Source organism: Azospirillum sp. TSH58, from assembly GCF_003119115.1.
Lineage (GTDB): Bacteria > Pseudomonadota > Alphaproteobacteria > Azospirillales > Azospirillaceae > Azospirillum.
Genome location: NZ_CP022364.1, coordinates 839,930 through 860,241 on the forward strand (window position 1 = coordinate 839,930; position 20,312 = coordinate 860,241).

The 20,312-nt window shown below is 69.6% G+C and carries 20 protein-coding genes; 7 read left to right on the forward strand and 13 right to left on the reverse strand.

The window, feature by feature from the left end:
• Positions 1–9: 9 nt before the first annotated feature.
• Positions 10–960, reverse strand: a complete 951-nt coding sequence (locus tag TSH58p_RS07530; RefSeq protein ID WP_158282566.1) for an SEL1-like repeat protein — start codon at positions 958–960, stop codon at positions 10–12.
• Between the two features lie 193 nt (positions 961–1,153).
• Here TSH58p_RS07530 and TSH58p_RS07535 point away from each other — a divergent pair, with 193 nt between their 5' ends.
• Together TSH58p_RS07535 and TSH58p_RS07540 are read left to right on the forward strand one after the other, a co-directional pair.
• Positions 1,154–2,593, forward strand: coding sequence for an FAD-binding oxidoreductase (locus tag TSH58p_RS07535; RefSeq protein WP_109068548.1), 1,440 nt, complete (start codon positions 1,154–1,156; stop codon positions 2,591–2,593).
• A gap of 100 nt (positions 2,594–2,693) precedes the next feature.
• Entirely contained in the window at positions 2,694–3,359 is a 666-nt protein-coding gene (locus TSH58p_RS07540; RefSeq protein WP_109068549.1) for a hypothetical protein, read from the forward strand.
• Between the two features lie 16 nt (positions 3,360–3,375).
• Here the strand turns inward: TSH58p_RS07540 and TSH58p_RS07545 are convergent, their stop codons facing one another.
• Positions 3,376–4,413, reverse strand: a complete 1,038-nt coding sequence (locus TSH58p_RS07545; protein WP_109068550.1) for a hypothetical protein — start codon at positions 4,411–4,413, stop codon at positions 3,376–3,378.
• 254 nt (positions 4,414–4,667) lie between these two features.
• Here TSH58p_RS07545 and TSH58p_RS07550 point away from each other — a divergent pair, with 254 nt between their 5' ends.
• The 3 genes from TSH58p_RS07550 (at position 4,668) to TSH58p_RS07560 (ending at position 7,641) form a co-directional block, all read left to right on the forward strand.
• The gene (locus tag TSH58p_RS07550; RefSeq protein WP_109068551.1) at positions 4,668–6,467 is read left to right on the forward strand and encodes an acyl-CoA dehydrogenase; all 1,800 of its coding nucleotides are present in this window, start codon (positions 4,668–4,670) and stop codon (positions 6,465–6,467) included.
• 134 nt (positions 6,468–6,601) lie between these two features.
• The gene (locus TSH58p_RS07555) at positions 6,602–7,279 is read left to right on the forward strand and encodes a hypothetical protein (RefSeq protein WP_109068552.1); all 678 of its coding nucleotides are present in this window, start codon (positions 6,602–6,604) and stop codon (positions 7,277–7,279) included.
• A gap of 86 nt (positions 7,280–7,365) precedes the next feature.
• Entirely contained in the window at positions 7,366–7,641 is a 276-nt protein-coding gene (locus TSH58p_RS07560) for a hypothetical protein (RefSeq protein WP_109068553.1), read from the forward strand.
• A 6-nt stretch (positions 7,642–7,647) separates the two neighbouring features.
• Here the strand turns inward: TSH58p_RS07560 and pcsA are convergent, their stop codons facing one another.
• From pcsA to TSH58p_RS07580, 4 genes are all read right to left on the reverse strand, one after another.
• Positions 7,648–8,385 carry a phosphatidylcholine synthase gene (gene pcsA, locus TSH58p_RS07565; protein WP_109068554.1) on the reverse strand — a complete coding sequence of 246 codons (738 nt, stop codon included), beginning with the start codon at positions 8,383–8,385 and terminating at the stop codon, positions 7,648–7,650.
• A gap of 139 nt (positions 8,386–8,524) precedes the next feature.
• Positions 8,525–9,871: a glycolate oxidase subunit GlcF gene (gene glcF / locus TSH58p_RS07570; RefSeq protein WP_109068555.1), complete on the reverse strand. Its 1,347-nt coding sequence runs from the start codon at positions 9,869–9,871 to the stop codon at positions 8,525–8,527.
• Between the two features lie 6 nt (positions 9,872–9,877).
• Positions 9,878–11,131, reverse strand: coding sequence for a glycolate oxidase subunit GlcE (gene glcE, locus TSH58p_RS07575; protein WP_109068556.1), 1,254 nt, complete (start codon positions 11,129–11,131; stop codon positions 9,878–9,880).
• A gap of 24 nt (positions 11,132–11,155) precedes the next feature.
• On the reverse strand, positions 11,156–12,643 hold the full coding sequence (locus TSH58p_RS07580; protein WP_109068557.1) for an FAD-linked oxidase C-terminal domain-containing protein: 1,488 nt from the start codon (positions 12,641–12,643) through the stop codon (positions 11,156–11,158).
• Positions 12,644–12,902: 259 nt separating this feature from the next.
• On the opposite strand from TSH58p_RS07580, the gene TSH58p_RS07585 reads away from it, so the two are divergent.
• Positions 12,903–13,163, forward strand: a complete 261-nt coding sequence (locus tag TSH58p_RS07585) for a phage tail protein (RefSeq protein WP_109068558.1) — start codon at positions 12,903–12,905, stop codon at positions 13,161–13,163.
• Positions 13,164–13,326: 163 nt separating this feature from the next.
• Here the strand turns inward: TSH58p_RS07585 and ykgO are convergent, their stop codons facing one another.
• The 4 genes from ykgO to TSH58p_RS07605 all read right to left on the reverse strand — a co-directional run bounded on the left by ykgO (position 13,327) and on the right by TSH58p_RS07605 (position 16,915).
• Positions 13,327–13,452: a type B 50S ribosomal protein L36 gene (gene ykgO / locus TSH58p_RS07590; RefSeq protein ID WP_012973122.1), complete on the reverse strand. Its 126-nt coding sequence runs from the start codon at positions 13,450–13,452 to the stop codon at positions 13,327–13,329.
• A 120-nt stretch (positions 13,453–13,572) separates the two neighbouring features.
• Positions 13,573–14,538, reverse strand: a complete 966-nt coding sequence (locus tag TSH58p_RS07595) for a cyclopropane-fatty-acyl-phospholipid synthase family protein (protein ID WP_109068559.1) — start codon at positions 14,536–14,538, stop codon at positions 13,573–13,575.
• 148 nt (positions 14,539–14,686) lie between these two features.
• Complete coding sequence (gene mepA / locus TSH58p_RS07600) at positions 14,687–15,631, reverse strand: penicillin-insensitive murein endopeptidase (RefSeq protein ID WP_109068560.1); 945 nt, start codon at positions 15,629–15,631, stop codon at positions 14,687–14,689.
• A 150-nt stretch (positions 15,632–15,781) separates the two neighbouring features.
• Positions 15,782–16,915, reverse strand: a complete 1,134-nt coding sequence (locus TSH58p_RS07605) for an ABC transporter permease (protein WP_109068561.1) — start codon at positions 16,913–16,915, stop codon at positions 15,782–15,784.
• A gap of 144 nt (positions 16,916–17,059) precedes the next feature.
• Here TSH58p_RS07605 and TSH58p_RS07610 point away from each other — a divergent pair, with 144 nt between their 5' ends.
• Positions 17,060–17,428 carry a hypothetical protein gene (locus tag TSH58p_RS07610; protein ID WP_109068562.1) on the forward strand — a complete coding sequence of 123 codons (369 nt, stop codon included), beginning with the start codon at positions 17,060–17,062 and terminating at the stop codon, positions 17,426–17,428.
• A gap of 71 nt (positions 17,429–17,499) precedes the next feature.
• Here the strand turns inward: TSH58p_RS07610 and TSH58p_RS07615 are convergent, their stop codons facing one another.
• From TSH58p_RS07615 to TSH58p_RS07625, 3 genes are read right to left on the reverse strand one after another with little or no spacing between them, the layout of a single operon-like run.
• Positions 17,500–18,441: an ABC transporter ATP-binding protein gene (locus TSH58p_RS07615; protein ID WP_109068563.1), complete on the reverse strand. Its 942-nt coding sequence runs from the start codon at positions 18,439–18,441 to the stop codon at positions 17,500–17,502.
• Complete coding sequence (locus TSH58p_RS07620; RefSeq protein ID WP_109068564.1) at positions 18,438–19,409, reverse strand: HlyD family secretion protein; 972 nt, start codon at positions 19,407–19,409, stop codon at positions 18,438–18,440. Before TSH58p_RS07620 ends, TSH58p_RS07615 begins: the two co-directional genes overlap by 4 nt.
• Complete coding sequence (locus TSH58p_RS07625) at positions 19,406–20,056, reverse strand: TetR/AcrR family transcriptional regulator (RefSeq protein WP_109068565.1); 651 nt, start codon at positions 20,054–20,056, stop codon at positions 19,406–19,408. Before TSH58p_RS07625 ends, TSH58p_RS07620 begins: the two co-directional genes overlap by 4 nt.
• Between the last annotated feature and the right edge of the window lie 256 nt (positions 20,057–20,312).

Here is a 20,312-nt window from a genome sequence, read left to right on the forward strand (position 1 = left end):
GCGTGAATCCTATCGGAGGTTGGTGTCATACAATTGCCCGAGATACCGCTTGGCCGAGGCATCGCCCTGCGCCGCCGCCTTGAGCAGCAGGTTGCGGGCCTCCGCCGGATTCCGCTCGGTCCCCCGCCCGGTCATCATCATGCGCCCCAGCATCGTTTGCGCCCGCGGATCATCGCGGTCGGCGGCCATGCGCAGCCATTGCACGGCCTGGACCTCGTCCTTTTCGACGCCTCTGCCGTCGATCAGGTAGGTCGCCAGGTTCACCTGCGCGGTCAGCGCCCCCCGCTCCGCGCCGCGCCGGACCCACTTCGCCGCTTCGGGCCAGCTTTGGGGAACGCCTTTCCCCTCCGCGTACAAAACACCCAGATTGTTGGCCGCCTGTGCATGCCCGGCATCGGCGGCCTTCCGGTACAGCTCCGCCGCCTTCGCCTTGTCCTCGGCGACCCCGCGACCGCGTTCGTACGTCACCCCGAGATTGAACAGGGAACCCGTATCGCCCAGGTCGGCCGCGCGCTGGTACCAGCGCGCGGCCTCGGCATCGTCCTTGACGACGCCGCGCCCGAAGCCGTAGGCGATGCCGACGTTTCTCATGGCCAGGGGGTTGCCCTGATCGGCCGCCACCCGGAACAGCCGGACGGCTTCCACGTCGTCCCTGGCGGCCCCCCGCCCGTCGGCGAGCATCACCCCCAGTTCCACCATCGCGCGCACGGAGTCGAGCGCCGAGGCCTTGCGCAGCCAGCGGACCGCCTCCGCCTCGTCCTTGGCGACGCCGCGCCCGGCGGCCAGCATGCCCGCATAGTCCACCATCGCTTCGGGAACGCCGTCCTCGGCGGCCTGCCGGTACCAATGGGCCGCCTCGGAGTCGTTCCGGCCGACCCCGGACCCGGCGGTGGCGTTGCAGGCTCCCACCAGAAGAACCGCGCCCATCACGGCAAAACGCCACACGCGCCCACCCACCATGACACTCCTGCTGCTTGCCGTGATTGCCAATTGCCTTCTCTTCGGTTGTGAAAAATGCCACGACATGGGCGCCGCGTGTAGGCACATCATGCCGCACGGCCTGCCCATCGCTCCGCCGTCCGGCTGGAAAATCGCCGCGTTCGGCGCTATCAGTTCGCAACACCGTCGCCCACCATCCCCGGACCGTCCGCCCATGACCTCCGCCAGCCCCGCCTCCGCCGGCCTCGCCGCCGTCCTCGACCAGATCCGCGCCGTCGTCGGCCCGAACGGCCTTCTCACCGCGCCGGAGGACATGGCCCCCTACCTGTCGGAATGGCGCGGGCGCTTCAAGGGCAACAGCCCGGCGGTGGTCCGCCCGGCCAGCACCGAGGAGGTCGCGGCGGTGGTGAAAATCTGCGCGGAGGCCGGCATTCCGGTCGTCCCGCAGGGCGGCAACACCAGCCTCGTCGGCGGCTCCATCCCCTACGAGGAAGGGCGCGAGATCGTCATCAGCCTGTCGCGGATGAACCGCATCCGCGGCATCGACACGCTGAACTACACCATGACGGTAGAGGCCGGCGTCGTGCTGAAGACCGCGCAGGAGGCCGCGAAGGACAAGGACCGCCTGCTGCCGATGAGCCTGGGGGCCGAGGGCACCTGCCAGATCGGCGGGCTGATCTCGACCAACGCGGGCGGCATCAACGTGCTGCGCTACGGCAACATGCGCGACCTCGTGCTGGGTCTTGAGGTCGTGCTGGCCGACGGGCGCGTCTGGAACGGCCTGCGGTCCTTGCGCAAGAACAACACCGGCTACGACCTGAAGCACCTGTTCATCGGGGCGGAGGGCACGCTGGGCATCGTCACCGCCGCGGTGCTGAAGCTCTATCCGCGCCCGCGCCAGTCGGAGACGGCCTTCATCGCCGTGCCCAGCCCCGCCGCCGCCATCGAGTTGCTGGCCCGCCTGCGCGAGGCGTCGGGCGACGCCGTGGCCGCCTTCGAGCTGATGTCGCGCCGCTGCCTGGAGTTCGCGCTTCGCCATGTCGCCGGCACCATCGACCCGCTGTCGGAGCCGTCGCCCTGGTACGTGCTGACCGAGCTGACCGCCGGCACCCAGTCCGACGCCTTCCGCGAGACGGTCGAGGCGGCGCTGGGCGAAGCCTTCGAGGCGGAGCTGGCCACCGACGCCACCATCGCCCAGTCGGAGACCCAGGCCAACCAGCTCTGGTTCATCCGCGAGGCCATCGTCGAGGCGCAGAAGTTCGAGGGCGGCTCGATCAAGAACGACGTGTCGGTCCCGGTGTCGCGCGTCGCCGAGTTCATCGAGCGCGCCGAGGCCGCCGTGGCCGTGGCCTGCCCCGGCATCCGCCCCACCCCCTTCGGCCATGTCGGCGACGGCAACATCCACTTCAACCTCAGCCAGCCGGAGGGCGCCGACACCGCCGCCTACCTCGCCCGCTGGGACGAGATCTGCCACGTGGTGAACGGGGTCATCTTCGATCTCGACGGCTCGATCTCCGCCGAGCATGGCGTGGGCCGCTTCAAGAAGGACGAGATGCCGGTCATCAAGAGCCCGGTCGAGTTCGACCTGCTGCGCGCCATGAAGACGGCGCTCGACCCCAAGGGCCTGCTGAACCCCGGCAAGATGCTGCCGTAAGGGGCTGCCGCAAGAGGTGCCCTGCCCGCCTCGGGCAACCTTTCACGGTTCCGGCCTGTTCGTCGTCGTGCAGGTCGGTGACCGAGGAACGGAGGCGGCGATGCTTCTCGCGATGTCGGCGTGGATGCGCCTGATGCTGGGCGAGGCCGAGATGGGGCCGGTGCCCGGCACGTCCGCGCCCCAGGCCCTGCCGCCGGAGCAGGAGCGCATCCGCGGCGCGGTGCACGAAGCCGTGACCGCCCACCCGCTGCACCGCGAGCTGGTCCACACCCATCGGCTGGGCGGCTGCCAGTATTACGCCTTCGCCGGGGCGATGCTGCTGGAGTCCCTGGGCCACGGGCGGGCCGAGGTGGCGTTGGGCCGCGTGGCGTTCCGTAAATCCGGTGCCCACGGCCGGACGCGCTGGCTCGGCTATCCGACGGCGCCCGCCGACGTCCGCTCTCCCGACCCGGCGCAGCGGCGGCAGGAGGCGGAATCCTTCCCGTTCCACGCCTGGATTCGCCTGACCGACCCCGGCGGGCGGCGGCTCCTCGTCGATTTCGACCTGACCAACGTGCTGCGGGAGGTCCGGCTGCGCGAGCCGCGCCATGCGGCGGGCCTGCACCATGTGCCGCCGGCCTTCTGGGGAAGCGCCGCGGCGGCGCAACGGGCGGGGTTGCGGTTCGAGCCGCATCGCCGCCTGACCGCAGACGCGCTGCTGTCCGGCGACCGCCGGGTGTTCGCGGCCATCGCGGCGGACGCCCGCGACCGGCTCAAGGGCGAGTAGCCCGGCGTTCAGCCGGTCAGGCCGCCTTCGCCGTCGTCGTCGTCGTATCCGCAGTTCCGGCCGCAGTCCCCTGCCCGATCACCCTGGACAGGCCCAGCCCGAGGCCCAGCCCGGTGTGCTCGTTCTGATCCGTGCGGACCGGCTGGTCGCGCATGCGGCGGTTGTCCTTGTCCTCGCCATCCTGACGGCGGCCGCGGGCGGGCTTGCCGGAGATGCTGTCCACCTCGTCCGGCGTCTCCAGCGCGTTCAGGGCCAGGACATGGTAGATCGACAGCGGCGTGCCGTTCAGCGCCTTCTGCGGCATGCTGGGCACCTGGACGGTGAAACCGTCCGGCATGTCCTGGCGGCGCACCCGGTCGATGGCGGTCTGGGCCGGCGCGAAATCGGCGTTGGGCGTTTCCGCGAACTTCGTCGCGAAGCGGTCGTAGATGTCCTTCAGCGACTTGGCCCGCCCGGTGTCCTTGTCGAAGAAGACCGCCTTGTTGGCCGAGGCGGCGTCGGGGAACAGCTCCTTCGCGGCGCGGTTGGGGTTGTCCTGCATGGCGTTCAGGAACTTCGAGGCCCCGCCCGCCCCCAGGAAATGCGCCATGTAGAGTTCGGTGGACCCGACCTTCCCTTTGACCGTGTCCTCCAGATACTCCTTGTTGTCGCGGGTGTATTCCGCAGCCATCAGGGCCGAGGCGTTGGGGTCCTTGCGCAGGTCCAGGATCTCGCGCTTCAGGTCGGGATCGGTGACGTAGGGGCGCCCGTCGCCGCGCGTCTGGATGGCGTTGGCGTATTTGGCGTAGCCGTGGTCCGCCCCATGGTCGCGCATCGTCGCCAGCCACGTGCTGTCGATGAACTGATAGAGCCCGGTCGCCGAGGAGGAGGAGGACTTCACGTCCGTCCGGTACCCGCTCTCCACGGCAGCTTTTTCCATGAGGTAGGAAAAATCGACCCCGGTCTTGGCGCTGGCGTTGCGGACCGCCGCCTCGACATTCTCCGGCCCGCGGGTGGTCTTCGCGGCCTGGACGGCGGATTCGGCCTGACGGGCAAGGGCGGAGGCGATGGTCATGGGAGGAACCCCTGTGAGCGGTGCTGTCCCGCTCTCGCAACCAGGATGCCAAGTCCGGCGCCTTCTCCTGCGTCGCAGGCGCGCTGTTCGCACCGCAACCCAGATGCCAATATTCATGCCCGACGGCGAGGCTCGCCATGCACCATTCGGTACGGTATGGTGACGCGCACGTAAACCGCCCAAGACGCGTTCACGGACCATCGGACACGCGCAAACGGGCACGCACAATCGGGTCACGGGAGGCCGCTCCATCCATGATTCCCTACACCGCTCCGGTCGATGACCTCCGCTTTGTCCTCAACGAGGTGGTCGGCCTCGAAACGGTCGCCGCTCTCCCGAACTGCGATTCGGCGGCCCCCGATCTGGTGGACGCCGTGCTGGAGGAAGCCGGCAAGTTCGCCTCCGGCGTGCTCGCCCCGCTGAACCGGGTCGGCGACAAGGAAGGCTCGGTGCTGGAGAACGGCGTGGTCCGCACGCCGACCGGCTGGAAGGACGCCTACAGCCGGTTCATCGAGAGCGGCTGGAACAGCCTGCCCTTCGAGCCGGACTATGGCGGGCAGGGCCTGCCCTGGACCGTGGCCTTCGCGGTGAACGAGATGTGGCAGGCGGCCAACCTGTCCTTCGGCCTGTGCCCGCTGCTGACCCAGGGCGCCGTCGATCTGCTGACCGAGCACGCCAGCGCGGAGCAGAAGGCCCTCTACCTGCCGAAGATGATCGCCGGCGAGTGGAACGGCACCATGAACCTGACGGAGCCGCAGGCCGGCTCCGACCTCGCCGCCGTGCGCACCCGCGCGGTGCGGGCCGACGACGGGACCTACCGCATCACCGGCCAGAAGATCTTCATCACCTATGGCGAGCATGACCTGACGGACAACATCGTCCATCTCGTGCTGGCCCGCCTGCCCGACGCGCCTCCGGGCATCAAGGGCATCAGCCTGTTCATCGTGCCGAAGTTCCTGCCGAACGAGGACGGCACGCCGGGCGAGCGCAACGACCTGCGCTGCGCCAGCCTGGAGCACAAGCTGGGCATCATGGCCAGCCCGACCGCCGTGATGGCCTTCGGCGACAACGGCGGCGCCATCGGCTTCCTGGTCGGCCAGGAGAACCGCGGCATCGAATACATGTTCACCATGATGAACAACGCCCGCCTCGGCGTCGGCATCCAGGGCGTGGCGATCGCCGAGCGCGCCTACCAGCAGGCCCGCGACTACGCCAAGGGCCGCGTGCAGAGCAAGGACCTGACCGACCCGAAGGGCTCCGGCGTCGCCATCATCCGCCACCCGGACGTGCGCCGGATGCTGCTGGACATGCGCGCCAAGACGGAGGCCGCCCGCGCGCTGGCGCTCTACGCCGGGACCCAGCTCGACGTCTCCCGCCACCATGAGGACGCCGCGGTTCGCGCCGCCGCGACCGCCCGCGTCGACGTCCTGACCCCCATCGTGAAGGCGTGGAGCACCGACATCGGCTGCGACGTCGCCTCGACCGGCGTGCAGATCCACGGCGGCATGGGCTTCATCGAGGAGACCGGCGCGGCCCAGCATTACCGCGACGCCCGCATCACCCCGATCTACGAGGGCACCAACGGCATCCACGCCAACGACCTGACCTTCCGCAAGACCGGCCGCGACGGCGGCGAGTCGGCCCGGACCTTCATCGCGGAGATGCGCGCCACGGTGGCGGAGCTGGAGAGCATTCCCGGCGACGACATGGAGGCGATCCGGACCAACCTGTCCGCCGGGCTGGACGCGCTGGAGCAGGCGGTGGCCTGGGTGGTGAAGACCCAGGCCGACGGCGACCTGCGCGCCGCGGCGGCGGGGGCCGTGAACTATCTGAAGCTGTGGGGCACGGTGGCCGGCGGCTGGATGCTCGCCCGCTCCGCCGCCAAGGCGCTGGAGGGGCTGCGCCAGCCCGGCGCCAACGCGCCCTTCCTGGAGGCCAAGCTGGTCACCGCCCGCTTCTACGCCGAGCAGATCCTGGCCCAGGGGCCGGGCCTGCTGCTGCCGATCCTGACCGCCCACCGCACGGTCATGGCGCTGAGCGAGGACCAGTTCTAAGCAAGGTCACGCCCCGTCCCTGTGGCGGTTTGGCCACAGCCAGCTGAAACGCGGCCGGCGCCCCACGCCGGCCGCAACTTTTGCGGTTGCTCCGCGTTCCCCGTTCGATCGAGACGTTCCAGGGGAAACGCCGCATGCGCACCGCCGCCCTTCTCGCCTTCGCCCTCGCTGTTGCCGGAGCCTCCGCCGCCACCGCCCAGACCATGGATGGTCCGGTCGAGTCCCCCTTCCATGTCGGCGCGCAGGCCAGCACGCTCGGCCTGGGGCTGGAGGCCGGCTATCGGGTGAACCCGCTGTTCGGGCTGCGTCTGGGCGGCAACATGTTCACCTTCAGCACCGACCGCGGCATCTCCGGCGTCGATTACGACCTGGACGTCAAGCTGCGCAGCTTCGGCGCGGTGCTCGACCTCTACCCCGTCGCCGGCACCGGCTTCCGCATCAGCGGCGGCGCACGCATCAACTACAACAAGGCCGACCTGACCGGCACCCTGTCCGGCCCGCGCAGCTTCGGCGGGGTGGTGGTCACGCCGCAGCAGGCCGGGGAACTGACCGGCAAGGCGACCTTCGACCGCTTCGCCCCCTATGCCGGCGTCGGCTACAACGGCACGGTGTTCAGCCCGAACTTCAGCGTCGGCGTGGATCTCGGCGTGCTGTTCCAGGGCAAGCCGCGGGTCAGCCTGACCGCCCCCGGCGTGGCGACCACGCCGGCCATTGCCGCCGTGCTGGAGGACCAGCGCCGCGAGGTCGAGGACTCGATCCGCGCCGCCCGCTTCTGGCCGGTGGTCGCCATCACCGCCTCCTACCGTTTCTGACAGAGGGCCCGCTTTTGAGGAAGGGCGGGCACCAAACACCCCCGTGAGCCGTTACGCCTCCATGGATCAACTGTGGAGACCATCCCATGGCTCGTTGTAACGGGATTCGCACCGCCGTCCTTGCCCTTCCCCTCCTGGCCCTGCCGCTGCTGGCCGCCTGCGACGACCAGCAGTCGGCGGAGAAGACCGGCCAGGAGATCGGGCGCGCGGTGGACCAGACCGCCGAGCGCGTGGGCGAGGCCGCCAAGGGCATCGGCGCCGAGGCCGGCCGCATGATGCAGGACGCCGGCGCCGCCATCCAGCAGAAGGCCCGCGACGCCAAGGACGACATCAACCGGGAAACCGCTCCCGAGAAGCCGTAACGCGGCCTACGCCTCGGCCGGCCCGCGCAGGGTCCGCCACGCGCAGACCGCGGCGTAATAGGCGCTGCTGGCCAGCCAGACATACCAGACGGCGTCGGGCCGGTCCGGATACAGGACCACCAGCGCCGCGCTGGAGGCCAGCCACGCGCCGCTGACCAGAAGGTTCAGGCGCATCCAGCGGCGCACCCGGAAGGGATGCAGGAACTTGACCGTCGTGAAGGTCAGCAGGCCGAGGACCAGCACCACGGCGGTGTTGATCCACGGGTCGAGCGCCAGAAGCCACAGATAGAGGGCGACCACGTTCCAGATCGCCGGGAAGCCGACGAAGTAGTTGTCGCCGCTCTTCATCCCGGTGTTCGAGAAGCAGTAGAGCGAGGTCATCATGATGAAGGCGGCCAGCGCCACCCCCAGCCCATCGGGCAGCAGGCCGAAACGGTACAGGAAGACCGCCGGAACGACGACGTAGGTCAGATAGTCGATCACGAGGTCGAGCGCCGACCCGTCGATGCCCGGAAGCACCTCCTTCACCGAGGCGCGGCGGGCCAGCGTGCCGTCCACCCCGTCGACCACCAGGGCCAGACCCAGCCAGCCCAGGCACGCCTTGGCCTCGCCGTTGACCGCGGCGAGCAGGGCCAGCAGCCCCAGCACGACGCCGCTGCCCGTGAAGGCGTGCACGCCCCAGGCCGACAGCCGCCGCCCGATCCCGTAACCGCCGTCGCTGTCGTCCTTGAACCCGCTGTCCACTGAGCGCCTCATCGTCCCGTTGGCGCCAACCTAGCCATACGGCGCGAAAAGTCCAAGAGGGGTCGGTGGGTCCCCTCGCAAGGAGGCCGCATGAGCCAGAATAGCCCTCTCCCGTCCGGGGAGAGGGGATATGGTCGACCTACTCCGCCGCGCGCGCCGCGGCACCCGGCGCGCGGTCCGGACCGGCGAAGGCCGGGCTGTCCCTCAGCGCGTCGGGTTTCGGCCCGCCGGTCGCCCAGTCGAGCAGTTCCACCGTGTGGACGACGGGCAGCCCGGTCCCGGTGGCGATCTGGGTGATGCAGCCGAGGTTGCCGGCGGCGATGGCGGCGGCCTTCGTGCTCTCGATGTTGCGGACCTTGCGGTCGCGCAGCTGCATGGCGATCTCCGGCTGGAGCATGTTGTAGGTGCCCGCCGAGCCGCAGCAGAGATGCGCCTCCGGAACCTCCCTCACCTGGAAGCCGGCGCCGCGCAGCAGGGTGCGCGGCGGGTCCTTGATGCGCTGGCCGTGCTGCATGGAGCAGGCGGAATGGTAGGCGATGGCCTGCCCGGTCTCGATCACCGGGGCGGACAGCCCGATCTCCGTCAGGAACTCCGTCACGTCGCGGGCGATGGCCGCCACGCGCAGCGCCTTCGGCGCGTATTCCGCGTCCTCGCGGAACTGGAAGGCGTAGTCCTTCACCGTGGTGCCGCAGCCCGAGGTGTTGACGATGATGGCGTCCAGCCCCTCCCCGTCCATCTCGGCGATCCAGGCGTCGATGGTCTTCTTCGCCGCGGCGTCGCTGAGGCCGGTCTTGCCCATGTGATGGGTCAGGGCGCCGCAACAGTCGGCCCCCTTGGCCACCACCACCTCGACCCCATGGCGGTTCAGCAGACGGATGGTCGCCTCGTTGATCTGCGGGGCCAACACCTGCTGGGCGCAGCCGACGAGCAGGGCGGCGCGCTTGCGGCGCGGCCCCACCGCGGCGTGGGTGCCCGGACGGTCGCTGTGGCTCGGCCCCGGCACCGATTTCGGGGCCAGCGCCAGCAGCGCCCCCAGCCGCCCCGGCAGCAGCCCGGCGAAGGGCTTGCCGAACCAGGCGGCGATCAGGGCCAGCCGGAACAGCCGCGGGTTGGGCAGCACGCGGGCCAGCAGGTCGCGGATGGCGCGGTCGGCGGGCGGCCGGGCGTGGGTCGCCTCGACATGGGCGCGGGCGTGATCGACCAGATGCATGTAGTTGACGCCCGACGGGCAGGTCGTCATGCAGGACAGGCAGGAGAGGCAGCGGTCGATGTGCTTCACCTGATGCTCGGTGGGCGGCCCGCCCTTCTCCAGCATGTCCTTGATCTGGTAGATGCGCCCGCGCGGGCTGTCCAGCTCGTCGCCCAGCAGGACGTAGGTCGGGCAGGTCGCCGTGCAGAAGCCGCAATGGACGCACTTGCGCAGGATCGCCTCGGAATCCCGGTAATCGGCGTTGGCGAGCTGGGTCAGCGTGAAGTTCGTCTGCATGGATGCCTACACTCCCGCGTACATGCGGCCGGGGTTCAGGATGCCGCAGGGGTCGAAGCTCTCCTTCACCCGGCGGCTCAGTGCCATCACCGGATCGGGCAGCGGATGGAAGACCTCCGCCGCGATCCGCACGTCCTCGGGCGCGCGCACCAGCGTCGCATGCCCGGCGGTGCCCAGCGCGCCGCGGATCGCCGCGGCCGCATCGGCGGCCGGCGCCACCGCCGCCCAGATCAGCCCGCCGCCCCAGTCGAAATACAGCTCGGCGTCCAGCGCCCAGCGGATCGACTCCGCCACGCGCGGCCCTTCGGAGGGCTGGACGGAAATCTTCCAGACGTGGCGGGAGTCGTCGCCCCCACCCCGGCCCTCCCCCGCTGACGCAGGGGAGGGAGTGGGCCCAAAATACGCCACATCCCTGACTTCCCTCCACACCACCAGCGACTCGTCCCGGTCCAGCACGGCGTCGGCGCCAAGCTCCTCCTTCAGCGCGGCGACGCGGGCCGTGACGGACGGGCCGAAGCCTTCCACCCGCACCAGGGTCACCGCCCCGCCCACCGCGGCGACCGCCCGCACATCGGACCGCGCCGCCACGGCGGCCGGCAGATGGGCGGCGCCGGACACGTCGTAGGGGCTCTGCAGCGCCGCGGTCAGCGCGGCCACGGCCCCGGCGTCCTCGCGCCCGGCCAGCAGCAGCGTCCGGCAATCCTCCGGCGCCGGCAGCACCTTGACCGTCAGTTCGGTGAGCGCGGTCAACGTGCCGAAGGACCCGGCCATCAGCTTGGGCACGTCGTAGCCGGTGACGTTCTTCACCACCTTGCCGCCGCCCTTGTAGAGGTCGCCGCGCCCGTTCACCCCCGCGATGCCCAGCGTGTGGTCGCGGGCGGAGCCGGCGCTGATGCGGCGCGGCCCGGCGAGCCCGCTGGCGACCACCCCGCCCAGCGTCCCCTGCCCCTCCGGCCGGCCGAACAGCGGCCCGAGGTCCTGCGGCTCGAAGGCGAGCTGCTGCCGGCGCTCCGCCAGCATCGGGAGGATCTCGGCCATCGGCGTGCCGGCCCTGGCGGTCAGCACCAGCTCCTCCGCCTCGTAGGCGACGACTCCGGACAGGCCGGAGAGGTCCAGCGTGCAGGCGGTCTGGATCGGCCGCCCGAGGCCGCGCTTGGACCCCGAACCGGCGACGTCCAGCGGCGTCCCTTCCGACAAGGCCCAGCGCACCGCATCGGCGGCCTGGGCCGCCGAGTCGGGCTTGATGGTGGTCACGGTCATGCGGGTGGCCTCAGGATCGGGGGCTCAGAATCGGGGGATATCGGGGAAGCGCAGCTCCCCCTTGTGGATGTGCACGCGGCCCAGCTCGGCGCAGCGGTGCAGCTTGGGGAAGACCTTGCCGGGGTTCAGCAGCCCGTCGGGGTCGAAGGCGCATTTGATGCGCTGCTGCTGGTCGAGGTCGACCTCGTCGAACTGGTCGGTCATCAGGTCGCGCTTCTCGACCCCGACTCCATGCTCGCCGGTCAGCACGCCGCCGACCTCGACGCACAGGCGCAGGATGTCGTTGCCGAAGGCCTCCGCCCGCTCCAGCTCGCCCGGCTTGTTGGCGTCGTAGAGGATCAGCGGGTGCAGATTGCCGTCGCCCGCGTGGAAGACGTTGGCGACCCGCAGGGCGTAGCGGCCCGACATCTCCTGCATGCGGTGCAGCACCAGGGGCAGCGCCTTGCGCGGGATGGTGCCGTCCATGCAGTAATAGTCGGGGCTGATGCGCCCCACCGCCGGGAACGCCGCCTTGCGCCCGGCCCAGAACGACAGCCGCTCCTCCTCCGAGGTCGAGACCCGGGAGTAGCAGCAGCCCTTGGACCGCGCGATCTCCGCGACCTGCTCGATCAGATGGTCGACCTCCGCCGCCGGGCCGTCCAGTTCGACGATCAGCAGCGCCTCGACGTCCAGCGGGTAGCCGGCATGGACGAAATCCTCCGCCGCGTGGATGGCCGGCCGGTCCATCATCTCCATGCCGCCGGGGATGATGCCGGCCGCGATGATGGCGGCCACGCAGTCGCCGCCCTGCTCGCTGGTCGGGAAGCCGATCAGCACGGCGCGGGCGGTGGCCGGCTTCTTGAGGATGCGCACCGTGACCTCGGTCACCACCCCCAGCAGCCCTTCGGAGCCGGTGACGACGCCCATCAGGTCGTAGCCGCCGGCGTCGAGATGCTTGCCGCCCAGCCGCAGGATGGTGCCGTCCATCAGCACCATCTCCAGCCCCAGCACGTTGTTGGTGGTCAGCCCGTATTTCAGGCAATGCACCCCGCCGGAATTCTCCGCGATGTTGCCGCCGATGGTGCAGGCGATCTGGCTGGAGGGGTCGGGCGCGTAATAGAAGCCCTCATGCGCCACCGCGTTGGAAATGCCGAGGTTGGTCACCCCCGGCTGGGTCACCACGCAGCGATTCGCGAAGTCGATGTCCAGGATGCGGTTGAACTTGCCCATCCCCAGCAGCACGCCATCGGCCAGCGGCAGCGCGCCGCCCGACAGGGAGGTGCCGGCGCCGCGCGGCACCACCTTCACCCCCATCTCCTTGCAGGTCCTGAGCACCCGGCTCACCTGCTCCACCGTGCTGGGGAGCACAACCACCATGGGAAGCTGGCGATAGGCGGTCAGACCGTCGCATTCATAGGCGCGCAGTTCGCTTTCGTCGGCGATCACGCCTTCGCCGGGCACGATGGTCCGCAGCGCTGCGATGATTTCGCGTCGGCGCGCGATGACGCCGTCGTCGGGCGCGGGCATCCGCATGGCCGGCCGTCCTCCCCCAGGTTCCGTCGCCCGGATTGTTCCCGCGGCGTTCCATTCCACAGGTAACATCGGAAGGGGACCGATGCCAGTCCCCGCTTGCAACGCTTCCGGCCGCCGACCGGCACACACCCCTCAACCTTGACGGAAATCCGGCGTCCTGATTGCTATTTTTACGGCAACCGATAAAAGGAGAACCGCTGCGCGCCGCGCCGGCTGACAAACCACGCCCTTGCGAATGACACGGAACGGAGACAAGCGAATGCACCCCGGCAATCCTGAAATCGACGTCTATATCGGCGAGATCCGCCTGTTCTCATACGCTAGGCTGCCCCTCGGCTGGTTGCCGGCGGATGGGCGCCTGCTCTCGGTCAACCATTTCATTGCGCTGTTCTCGCTGCTCGGCACGACCTATGGCGGCGACGGCGAGAAGGATTTCGCTTTGCCGAGGCTGGAATCGCCCGCACCCGGCCTGCAATACTGCATTGCCGTCGGCGGTGTGTTCCCGCGCCTGCAGGACTGACGATTCGTCGGGTACATCAAAATCGTGGGGTGCACCAAAATCGTGGGGTGCACCAAAATCGTGGGGTGCACCAAAACGCGACGCCGCGCCGTCCCAGGGGAACGGCGCGGCGTCGCGTGCATCAACACCTAGCTCGTCGGCCGGGCGGACCCAGCCGCCGGTCTCAGCCCTGGCGGGCCTTGAAGCGCGGGTTCTGCTTGTTGATGACGTAGACGCGGCCCTTGCGGCGGATCACGCGGCAGGCCTTGTGGCGCGTCTTCATCGACTTCAGAGAGTTAACGATCTTCATAGTTCTTCATCCTGGTCGGTCGGCGGCTCGATCGAAGGCGCGCACCATAGTGCGGCGCACCCCCGCTGTCAACGGCCCCCGTCGCGGTTGCGTTTCCCGCAGGATGCGGCCGTTTCGACGCTACTCCGCCGGCTTCAGCGCGTAGAAACGACAGACCCGCATCCCCGCCTCGATGGCGGAGACGCGGCGGACCCACAGCTCCACCTCGTCCATCACGGCGAGCTTGGTCCCGTGGTCCAGATGATGGCGCTCCAGATGCTCGACCAGCCCCTGGATGGCGCTCACGATCAGGCCGCGGTGGGTGTCGGTGATGTCCTCGGCGATCCGCAGGTCCAGGTTCCGCTGGGCGAAGGCGGCGGCCATCTGGTCCTTGGACCACAGATGGGGCTGCATCGGCTCCTTGTCGCACCAGACCTGGACGGCCCTGGCCCCGGCCAGCGCCGGGTCGATCACGTAATCGGTCATCAGCAGATGGCCGCGCGGCTTCAGGGCCAGCTCCATTCCGTCGAACAGCTGGTCCTTGCCGTCGACGGAGAACATCCCCTCCTTGTAGACGATGGCGTCCACGCGCTTGGCGTAGCTGAAATTCTCCGGGTCGTAGGTTTCGATCGGGGCCTTCTTCTCCAGTCCCTCCTTGAAGGAACGGATCATCCCCTCCTTCGCCAGAGACTCCGACGCCTCGAGCCCGGTGACCCAGCAGCCGTACTTGCTCGCCATGGTGCGGCTGGTGCCGCCCAAGCCGGCGGACAGGTCCAGGACGCTCATCGCCGGGTTGAGGCCGAGCGGCTTCACCAGATAGGGGATGTGGTCGTGGCCGCCCGGCGTGTTGAAGCCTTCGCCCCACAGCTTCTCCGCCACTTCGATCCGCGTGGCGCTCCACAGCGGTTTGCCCCAGCGGTTCAAGCCCGGGCCGTGGCCCCGCGCGGCGGGCTGGGCCGGAGCGGCGGCGGACGGCGGCTTGCCGCCCTCTTCCCCGCCCTTGCCCTTCAGGCCGGAGAGGTCGTACCCCTCCCACCATGCATGAAGGCGGGTCTTGAGCGTGATGCGGGGAGCGCCCGCGTGATCGTGTCCGCTCTTATCGCTCATCGCCTTCGCGCCTGCCCCGTTGCCTGGACCGCCGGACGACCGGTTCCTTCGCAGGGCGGACCTGGTTTTCCGCGATGCGAACGAATTCATTCCGACTTTCACAGTATCCGGGCGCTCCGTTCGTGCAAGCGCAAAATCCTGCGTCACATTACCGTAACGCCTTCTCCGTGTGCGAATCGTCGATGGCGGCGACCCGCGTCCCGGCGGCGCGCAGCACCGCGGTGCAGGCGGGCGGAATGCTGACGTAGCGCGGCTGCGGCTTGCCGTTGTGCCTCTCCACCACCGGATAGACCGAGCCGAGCCAGGACGCGACCTCGTCGCCGCAGCCGTCGCCGTCGGGAATGTCGCGCTGGTCCTCGCATTGCGGGCTTCCCGCCGGGCAGCCCAGCCGGATGTGCATGTGCCCGTCATGGCCGTGCCAGGGCCGCAGCTTGCGCAGGAAGGCGCGGTCCGGCCAGGAGTGGCGGCACATGGCGAGCTTGATCGCCGGGTTGACGAAGATGCGGGTCACCCGCGGGTCGCTGGCGGCGATGCGGACGAGTTGGGCCTGCCGTTCCGACCAATCCTCGGTGACGCGGACGCGCCCGTAATCGACGTACTTGATTTCGCTCAGGCCTTCCCGGGCGTTGCGCCCCATCGGCGGGTGGTCGAGCCGCAGCCAGACGTCGGCGTCCAGCCCGATCTGGTGGCTGGCGTGGCCGAAGCTCATCGGGCCGCCGCGCGCCTGCCCCATGTCGCCGATCAGCGCGGTCCCCAGCCCGGCCGCCGCGACCTTCCGCCCGAAGCCCTTCAGATAGTCGATCAGTTCCGGGTGGCCGTAGAAGCGCTGGCGCGACAGGCGGATCACCTGATAGCCGGTGCCCTCCGCGGGCAGGGCCTGCGCGCCCGTGATGCAACCCGCGGCGTAGCCGCCGATGGATTGGGCCGGGCCAAGGGCGGGGCCGCTCACCTGGCTCCAGGCGATGGAATTGGGGGCCGGCGGCGCGGGCTTCTTCTTCTTGTGGGATCCGGCCTCGGCCGGTCCGGCGAGAGCAGCGGCGATCAGGGCCGCTGCAAGAATCCCGATCGTCGGACCAATCGCCAAGCGCCCCATCATCTTCCCCCACGGACCGCCAATCGGGAAAGATTAGAGCCAATGTTCCTTAACGAAACGTGAGGCTCACGCTCATGTCACAACCGATTTCGACTTGACGCCGACGCCGGGCGGCGACGATGACGGAGCACGCCCGCCCCCCGTTACTGCTCAGTCCAAGGTCTGCCGGTAGCGTTTCAGCGCGACGACCGTGACCACCGCCAGGAAGAGCAGCAGCGCCGCCACCTCCCCCGCGATCTCCGCCGGACCGTTGCCTTTCAGGAGGATGCCGCGGACGATGCGCAGGAAATGGGTCAGCGGCAGGATCTCCCCCACCGCCTGCGCCCAGCCGGGCATGCCGCGGAAGGGAAACATAAAGCCGGACAGCAGCATCGACGGCAGGAAGAAGAAGAAGGACATCTGCATCGCCTGGAGCTGGTTCTTCGCCACGGTGGAGAAGGTGAACCCCACCGCCAGATTGGCGGCGATGAACAGCACCAGCACGGCGGACAGCAGGGCCAGGCTGCCGACGATGGGCACGCCGAACAGCAGCCGGGCCGCCAGGACGATGATGACGACCTGGATGTAGCCGACCAGGATGAAGGGCACGATCTTGCCCAGCATCACCTCGAACGGGCGGACGGGCATCGCCAGCAGGTTCTCCATCGTCCCACGCTCCCGCTCGCGGGTGACGGCCAGCGCGGTCATCATCACCATGGTCATGGTCAGGACCACGCCCATCAGGCCGGGCACCACATTGTACTGGGTGATGCCTTCCGGGTTGTAGCGGCGGTGGACCCGCAGCTCGACCGGGTCGGGGGTGGAGCGCAGATGGGCGAGCGGCCCGGTCAGGTCGGGGTCCAGCGCCTGCCGCGCGAGGGTGGACAGGGCGGCCAGCGCGTTGCTGGTCGCCGCCGGATCGGTCGCGTCGGCCTCGACCAGCAGGACCGGCCGCTCGCCCCGCTGCAGGTCGCGGGCGAAGCCGACCGGGATGGTGACGGCGAACTGCACCCGCCCCTCCGCCAGCAGACGGTCCAGCTCCTCCGGGCTGGCGCCGCCGCGGGTCACGTCGAAATAGCCGGAATTCGCCATGACCGACACCAGCGTGCGCGCGAAGGGGCTGGAGTCGGCGGCGTGGACGGCGGTCGGCAGGCTTTTCGGGTCGGAGTTGATGGCGAAACCGAACAGCACGAGCTGGAGCACCGGCACCCCCACCATCATGGCGAAGGTCAGCCGGTCGCGCCGCATCTGGATGAACTCCTTCACCATCACCGCGACGAAGCGCGCAAAGGAAAACCGCGCCATGGCGCCCCTCCCTGACCGTGCATTTCAAAAATGAAACACAACCGTTTACTTCGGCCCCGCACCGGGCGATTTGGCAGCCATTGACATATGGAAATTGCTTCAAGCACCGTCCGCAAGGATTAACTCGTATGCGGGAGACATAACGTGACATCTATTCTTGCCAAGAGTGCCGCGGCCGTAGCCGCCCTGTTTCTGCTCCATGGCGCCGCGCTGGCCGGGCAACAGGATTTCACCATCGCGAATGAGACCGGCTACGCGCTGAAGCACATCTATGTCAGCGAGTCCGCCAACGAAAAGTGGGATGAAGACATCCTCGGCCGTGACGTCCTCGACGACGGCGAGGAGTTCGAACTGAGCTTCGCCAAGGCCGAGAAGACCTGCAAGTGGGACATGAAGGTCATCTACGACGACGGCGAGTCGGCGGTCTGGCAGAACCTGAATCTCTGCAAGATCTCCAAGCTGACGTTGCGCTGGAACAAGAACACCGGCGTGACCTCCGCGTCGATCGAGTGACCGCGCGCCGCCCCTGCACCGGCTGTCGCCACGGTGCGGGGGCGGCCTTGCCCTGCCCACCGGCGGCGCGGTCATGCGAAGTTGTCCGTGCTGCGGTTCATCAGATGGATGAACACGTCCTCCAGCGTCGGCTCCGTCCGCCGCACCAGCAGGCCCGAGTCGCCGGCCCAGGGGCGCAATGCCTCCTCCAGATCCGCGCCGCCGCCGCCGCTGACATGCAGCCGGGCGCCGAAGGCGGCGACCATCTCGACACCGGGGCAGTCCCGCAGCGCCGCCGCGACACGCCCGAGGTCCGGCCCCTCCGACCCGCGCCAGCCGACCTCGTAGGTGACCAGCCCGGACCTGGCGATCACCTCCTCCACGCTGCCCTGGGTCATCAGCCGGCCGTAGGCGAGGTAAGCGATGGCGTGGCAGCGCTCCGCCTCGTCCATGTAATGGGTGCTTACCAGCACGGTCAGCCCGTCGCCGGACAGCCGGTGGATCTCGTCCCAGAACTCCCGCCGCGCCTTGGGGTCCACCCCGGCGGTCGGCTCGTCGAGCAGCAGCAGCTTCGGCTCGTGCAGGATGCAGGCGGCCAGCGCCAGACGCTGCTTCCAGCCGCCGGACAGCTCCCCGGCGAGCTGCGCCCGCCGGTTGCCCAGCCCCAGCCGCTCCAGCGCCGCCGCGACCTTGGCCCGCCGGTCCGGCAGCCCGTACATGCGGGCGACGAACTCCAGATTTTCGGCGATGCTCAGATCCTCCCAGAAGCTGAACTTCTGGGTCATGTAGCCGACCTGCCGCTTGATGGCGGCGCTCTGGCGGCGGATGTCGAGCCCGAGGCAGGTCCCCTCCCCGGCGTCGGGGGTCAGCAGCCCGCAGAGCATGCGGATGGTCGTCGTCTTGCCCGACCCGTTCGGCCCCAGGAAGCCGTAGATCTGCCCGCGCGCCACCCGGATGGAGAAGCCGTCCACCACCGTCTTGGTGCCGAAGCGCTTGACCAGACCGCGCACGTCGATGGCGGGCTCTCCGGTCATGGCGGCAGTTCCACGTCCACCGGCAGACCGGGGGGCAGACCGGGGGGCAGACCGGGGTTGAGCGCAGCCCCGTCCTCCAGCCGCGCTTCGACACGGAACACCAGCTTCTCGCGGCTGCCGACGCTGTAGATCACCGGCGGGGTGTATTCCACCCGCGGCGCCACATGGGTCACGCGCGCCGACAGGCCGGGCGGACAGCCGTCGCAGCGCACCGTCACCCGCTCCCCCGGACGGACGCGGGCGATCAGCGGCTCCGGAACGAAGACCACCAGCTTCCGCTTCCCCGGCGGCAGCAGCGAGACCACCGGAGCGCCCGCCGGCACCCATTCGCCGGGATTGAACAGCGTGTCCTCGACCAGCGCCGCCTCGGGCGCCGGCGGGGCCAGTTCCGCGAGACGCTTGTCCGCCTGGGCCAGCGCCGCCTCCGCCTGGGCCACGGCGCCCTCGGCGGCGTGGATCTGGTCGGGACGGGCCGGCAGGTTGGAGACGGCCAGTTGCGCGGTCAGCTCCTCCAGCCGCGCGCGGTCGCGGTCGCGGGTGGCGCGGGCGGCGTCGAGCCGGTCGTCGGAGCTGACCTTGCGCGCCACAAGGGTCTGCTGCCGCGCCAGCTCCGCTTCGGAATAGCGCAGCGCGGCCTCGGCCTGCACGCGCTGGGCGGCGACCACCGCCAGCTCATCGGGACGCTTGCCGGTCCGCAGGTCGGCCAGCTGCGCCCGCGCCTGCGCCAGCGCGGCGGACAGCCGCTCGCGCTCGGCCCGCGCGCTGGTGCGGTCGAGCGCGAACAGGGGCGCGCCCGCTTCCACCCACCCGCCGCGCGTCACCGCCAGCGTGTCGAGCGTCCCGGCCACCGGGGCGGCGATCCGCAGATACTCGCCCTCGGCATAGCCGTGAGCCAGCGGCATGGCGTCCCCGCCGCCCAGACCGAGGACGGACAAGGCCGCCGCCAGCGTTTCGGCGATCCAGCTCATGACGGCGGCCCTCCCTCCGGGGCGAGCGTCCGGCGCAGCGCGTCGAGGTGGGCGGCCAGCAGCGCCGCCACGTCCGGCGGGCGGCCCTCCAGCGCTTCGAAGGAGGAGCGCCACAGCGCGCTCATCAGCATCGGCGCGACGATCAGGCGGACGGTCGAATCGACGTCCACCCGGCGGAACTCCCCGCGCGCCATGCCGCGCTCCAGCACCGCCGCCAGCAGGGCGAAGGCGCGGCGGATCACCTCATCATAATAGAAGCGTGCGAGATCGGGGAAATTGCCGGCCTCGGCGATGACCAGCTTGGGGATGGCCGCGGCGCGGGATTTCAGGATGCGCGTCGCGAAAAGGGTCAGCAGCGTTTCCAGCACGGCGAAGCTCGGCCCCTGCGCCCCGGCCAGCAGGCGCTCGGCCATGTCCAGGTTCGGCAGGATGGCCTCGCGGACCACCGCCTTGAACAGCTCCTCCTTGTTCGGAAAGTAGAGGTAGAGCGTGCCCTTGCTGACCCCGGCCCGCGCCGCGACGTCCTCCAGCCGGGCGGCCGCGAAGCCGCGCTCGCCGAAGACGGTCAGGGCCGCGTCGACGATCTCCCGGGGGCGCGCCTCCTTCCGGCGGCGCCAGCGCGGAACGGCGGGATCATCCTCCGGCATGCCGTCCTCCGGGGTGGAGAAAATATTACTGACCAGTCAGTTATTAGTCCAGGAACGGCGGAAACACCAGTTTTCTCAAGGGTTGCGCCGTTCTGACGCAGCCATAAGTCATTGTGCGCCGCAGCAACTGATATGCAAAAGGGCTTGCCTTTCGACCGAGAGTTTCCGAAACTTTCGACAGTCCGCAGCGCGAACGGCTTGTCACGGAAGCACGCGCGGCGGGCGCACCGGTGGTCAAAGGCGCCGATCAGAAACG

Coding starts and splice junctions, on each gene's coding strand:
- TSH58p_RS07530 (WP_158282566.1), bottom strand. CDS start 960: ATGGTGGGTGGGCGCGTGTGGCGTTTTGCCGTGATGGGCGCGGTTCTT.
- TSH58p_RS07535 (WP_109068548.1), top strand. CDS start 1,154: ATGACCTCCGCCAGCCCCGCCTCCGCCGGCCTCGCCGCCGTCCTCGAC.
- TSH58p_RS07540 (WP_109068549.1), top strand. CDS start 2,694: ATGCTTCTCGCGATGTCGGCGTGGATGCGCCTGATGCTGGGCGAGGCC.
- TSH58p_RS07545 (WP_109068550.1), bottom strand. CDS start 4,413: ATGACCATCGCCTCCGCCCTTGCCCGTCAGGCCGAATCCGCCGTCCAG.
- TSH58p_RS07550 (WP_109068551.1), top strand. CDS start 4,668: ATGATTCCCTACACCGCTCCGGTCGATGACCTCCGCTTTGTCCTCAAC.
- TSH58p_RS07555 (WP_109068552.1), top strand. CDS start 6,602: ATGCGCACCGCCGCCCTTCTCGCCTTCGCCCTCGCTGTTGCCGGAGCC.
- TSH58p_RS07560 (WP_109068553.1), top strand. CDS start 7,366: ATGGCTCGTTGTAACGGGATTCGCACCGCCGTCCTTGCCCTTCCCCTC.
- glcF (WP_109068555.1), bottom strand. CDS start 9,871: ATGCAGACGAACTTCACGCTGACCCAGCTCGCCAACGCCGATTACCGG.
- glcE (WP_109068556.1), bottom strand. CDS start 11,131: ATGACCGTGACCACCATCAAGCCCGACTCGGCGGCCCAGGCCGCCGAT.
- TSH58p_RS07580 (WP_109068557.1), bottom strand. CDS start 12,643: ATGCGGATGCCCGCGCCCGACGACGGCGTCATCGCGCGCCGACGCGAA.
- TSH58p_RS07585 (WP_109068558.1), top strand. CDS start 12,903: ATGCACCCCGGCAATCCTGAAATCGACGTCTATATCGGCGAGATCCGC.
- ykgO (WP_012973122.1), bottom strand. CDS start 13,452: ATGAAGATCGTTAACTCTCTGAAGTCGATGAAGACGCGCCACAAGGCC.
- TSH58p_RS07595 (WP_109068559.1), bottom strand. CDS start 14,538: ATGAGCGATAAGAGCGGACACGATCACGCGGGCGCTCCCCGCATCACG.
- mepA (WP_109068560.1), bottom strand. CDS start 15,631: ATGGGGCGCTTGGCGATTGGTCCGACGATCGGGATTCTTGCAGCGGCC.
- TSH58p_RS07605 (WP_109068561.1), bottom strand. CDS start 16,915: ATGGCGCGGTTTTCCTTTGCGCGCTTCGTCGCGGTGATGGTGAAGGAG.
- TSH58p_RS07615 (WP_109068563.1), bottom strand. CDS start 18,441: ATGACCGGAGAGCCCGCCATCGACGTGCGCGGTCTGGTCAAGCGCTTC.
- TSH58p_RS07620 (WP_109068564.1), bottom strand. CDS start 19,409: ATGAGCTGGATCGCCGAAACGCTGGCGGCGGCCTTGTCCGTCCTCGGT.
- TSH58p_RS07625 (WP_109068565.1), bottom strand. CDS start 20,056: ATGCCGGAGGATGATCCCGCCGTTCCGCGCTGGCGCCGCCGGAAGGAG.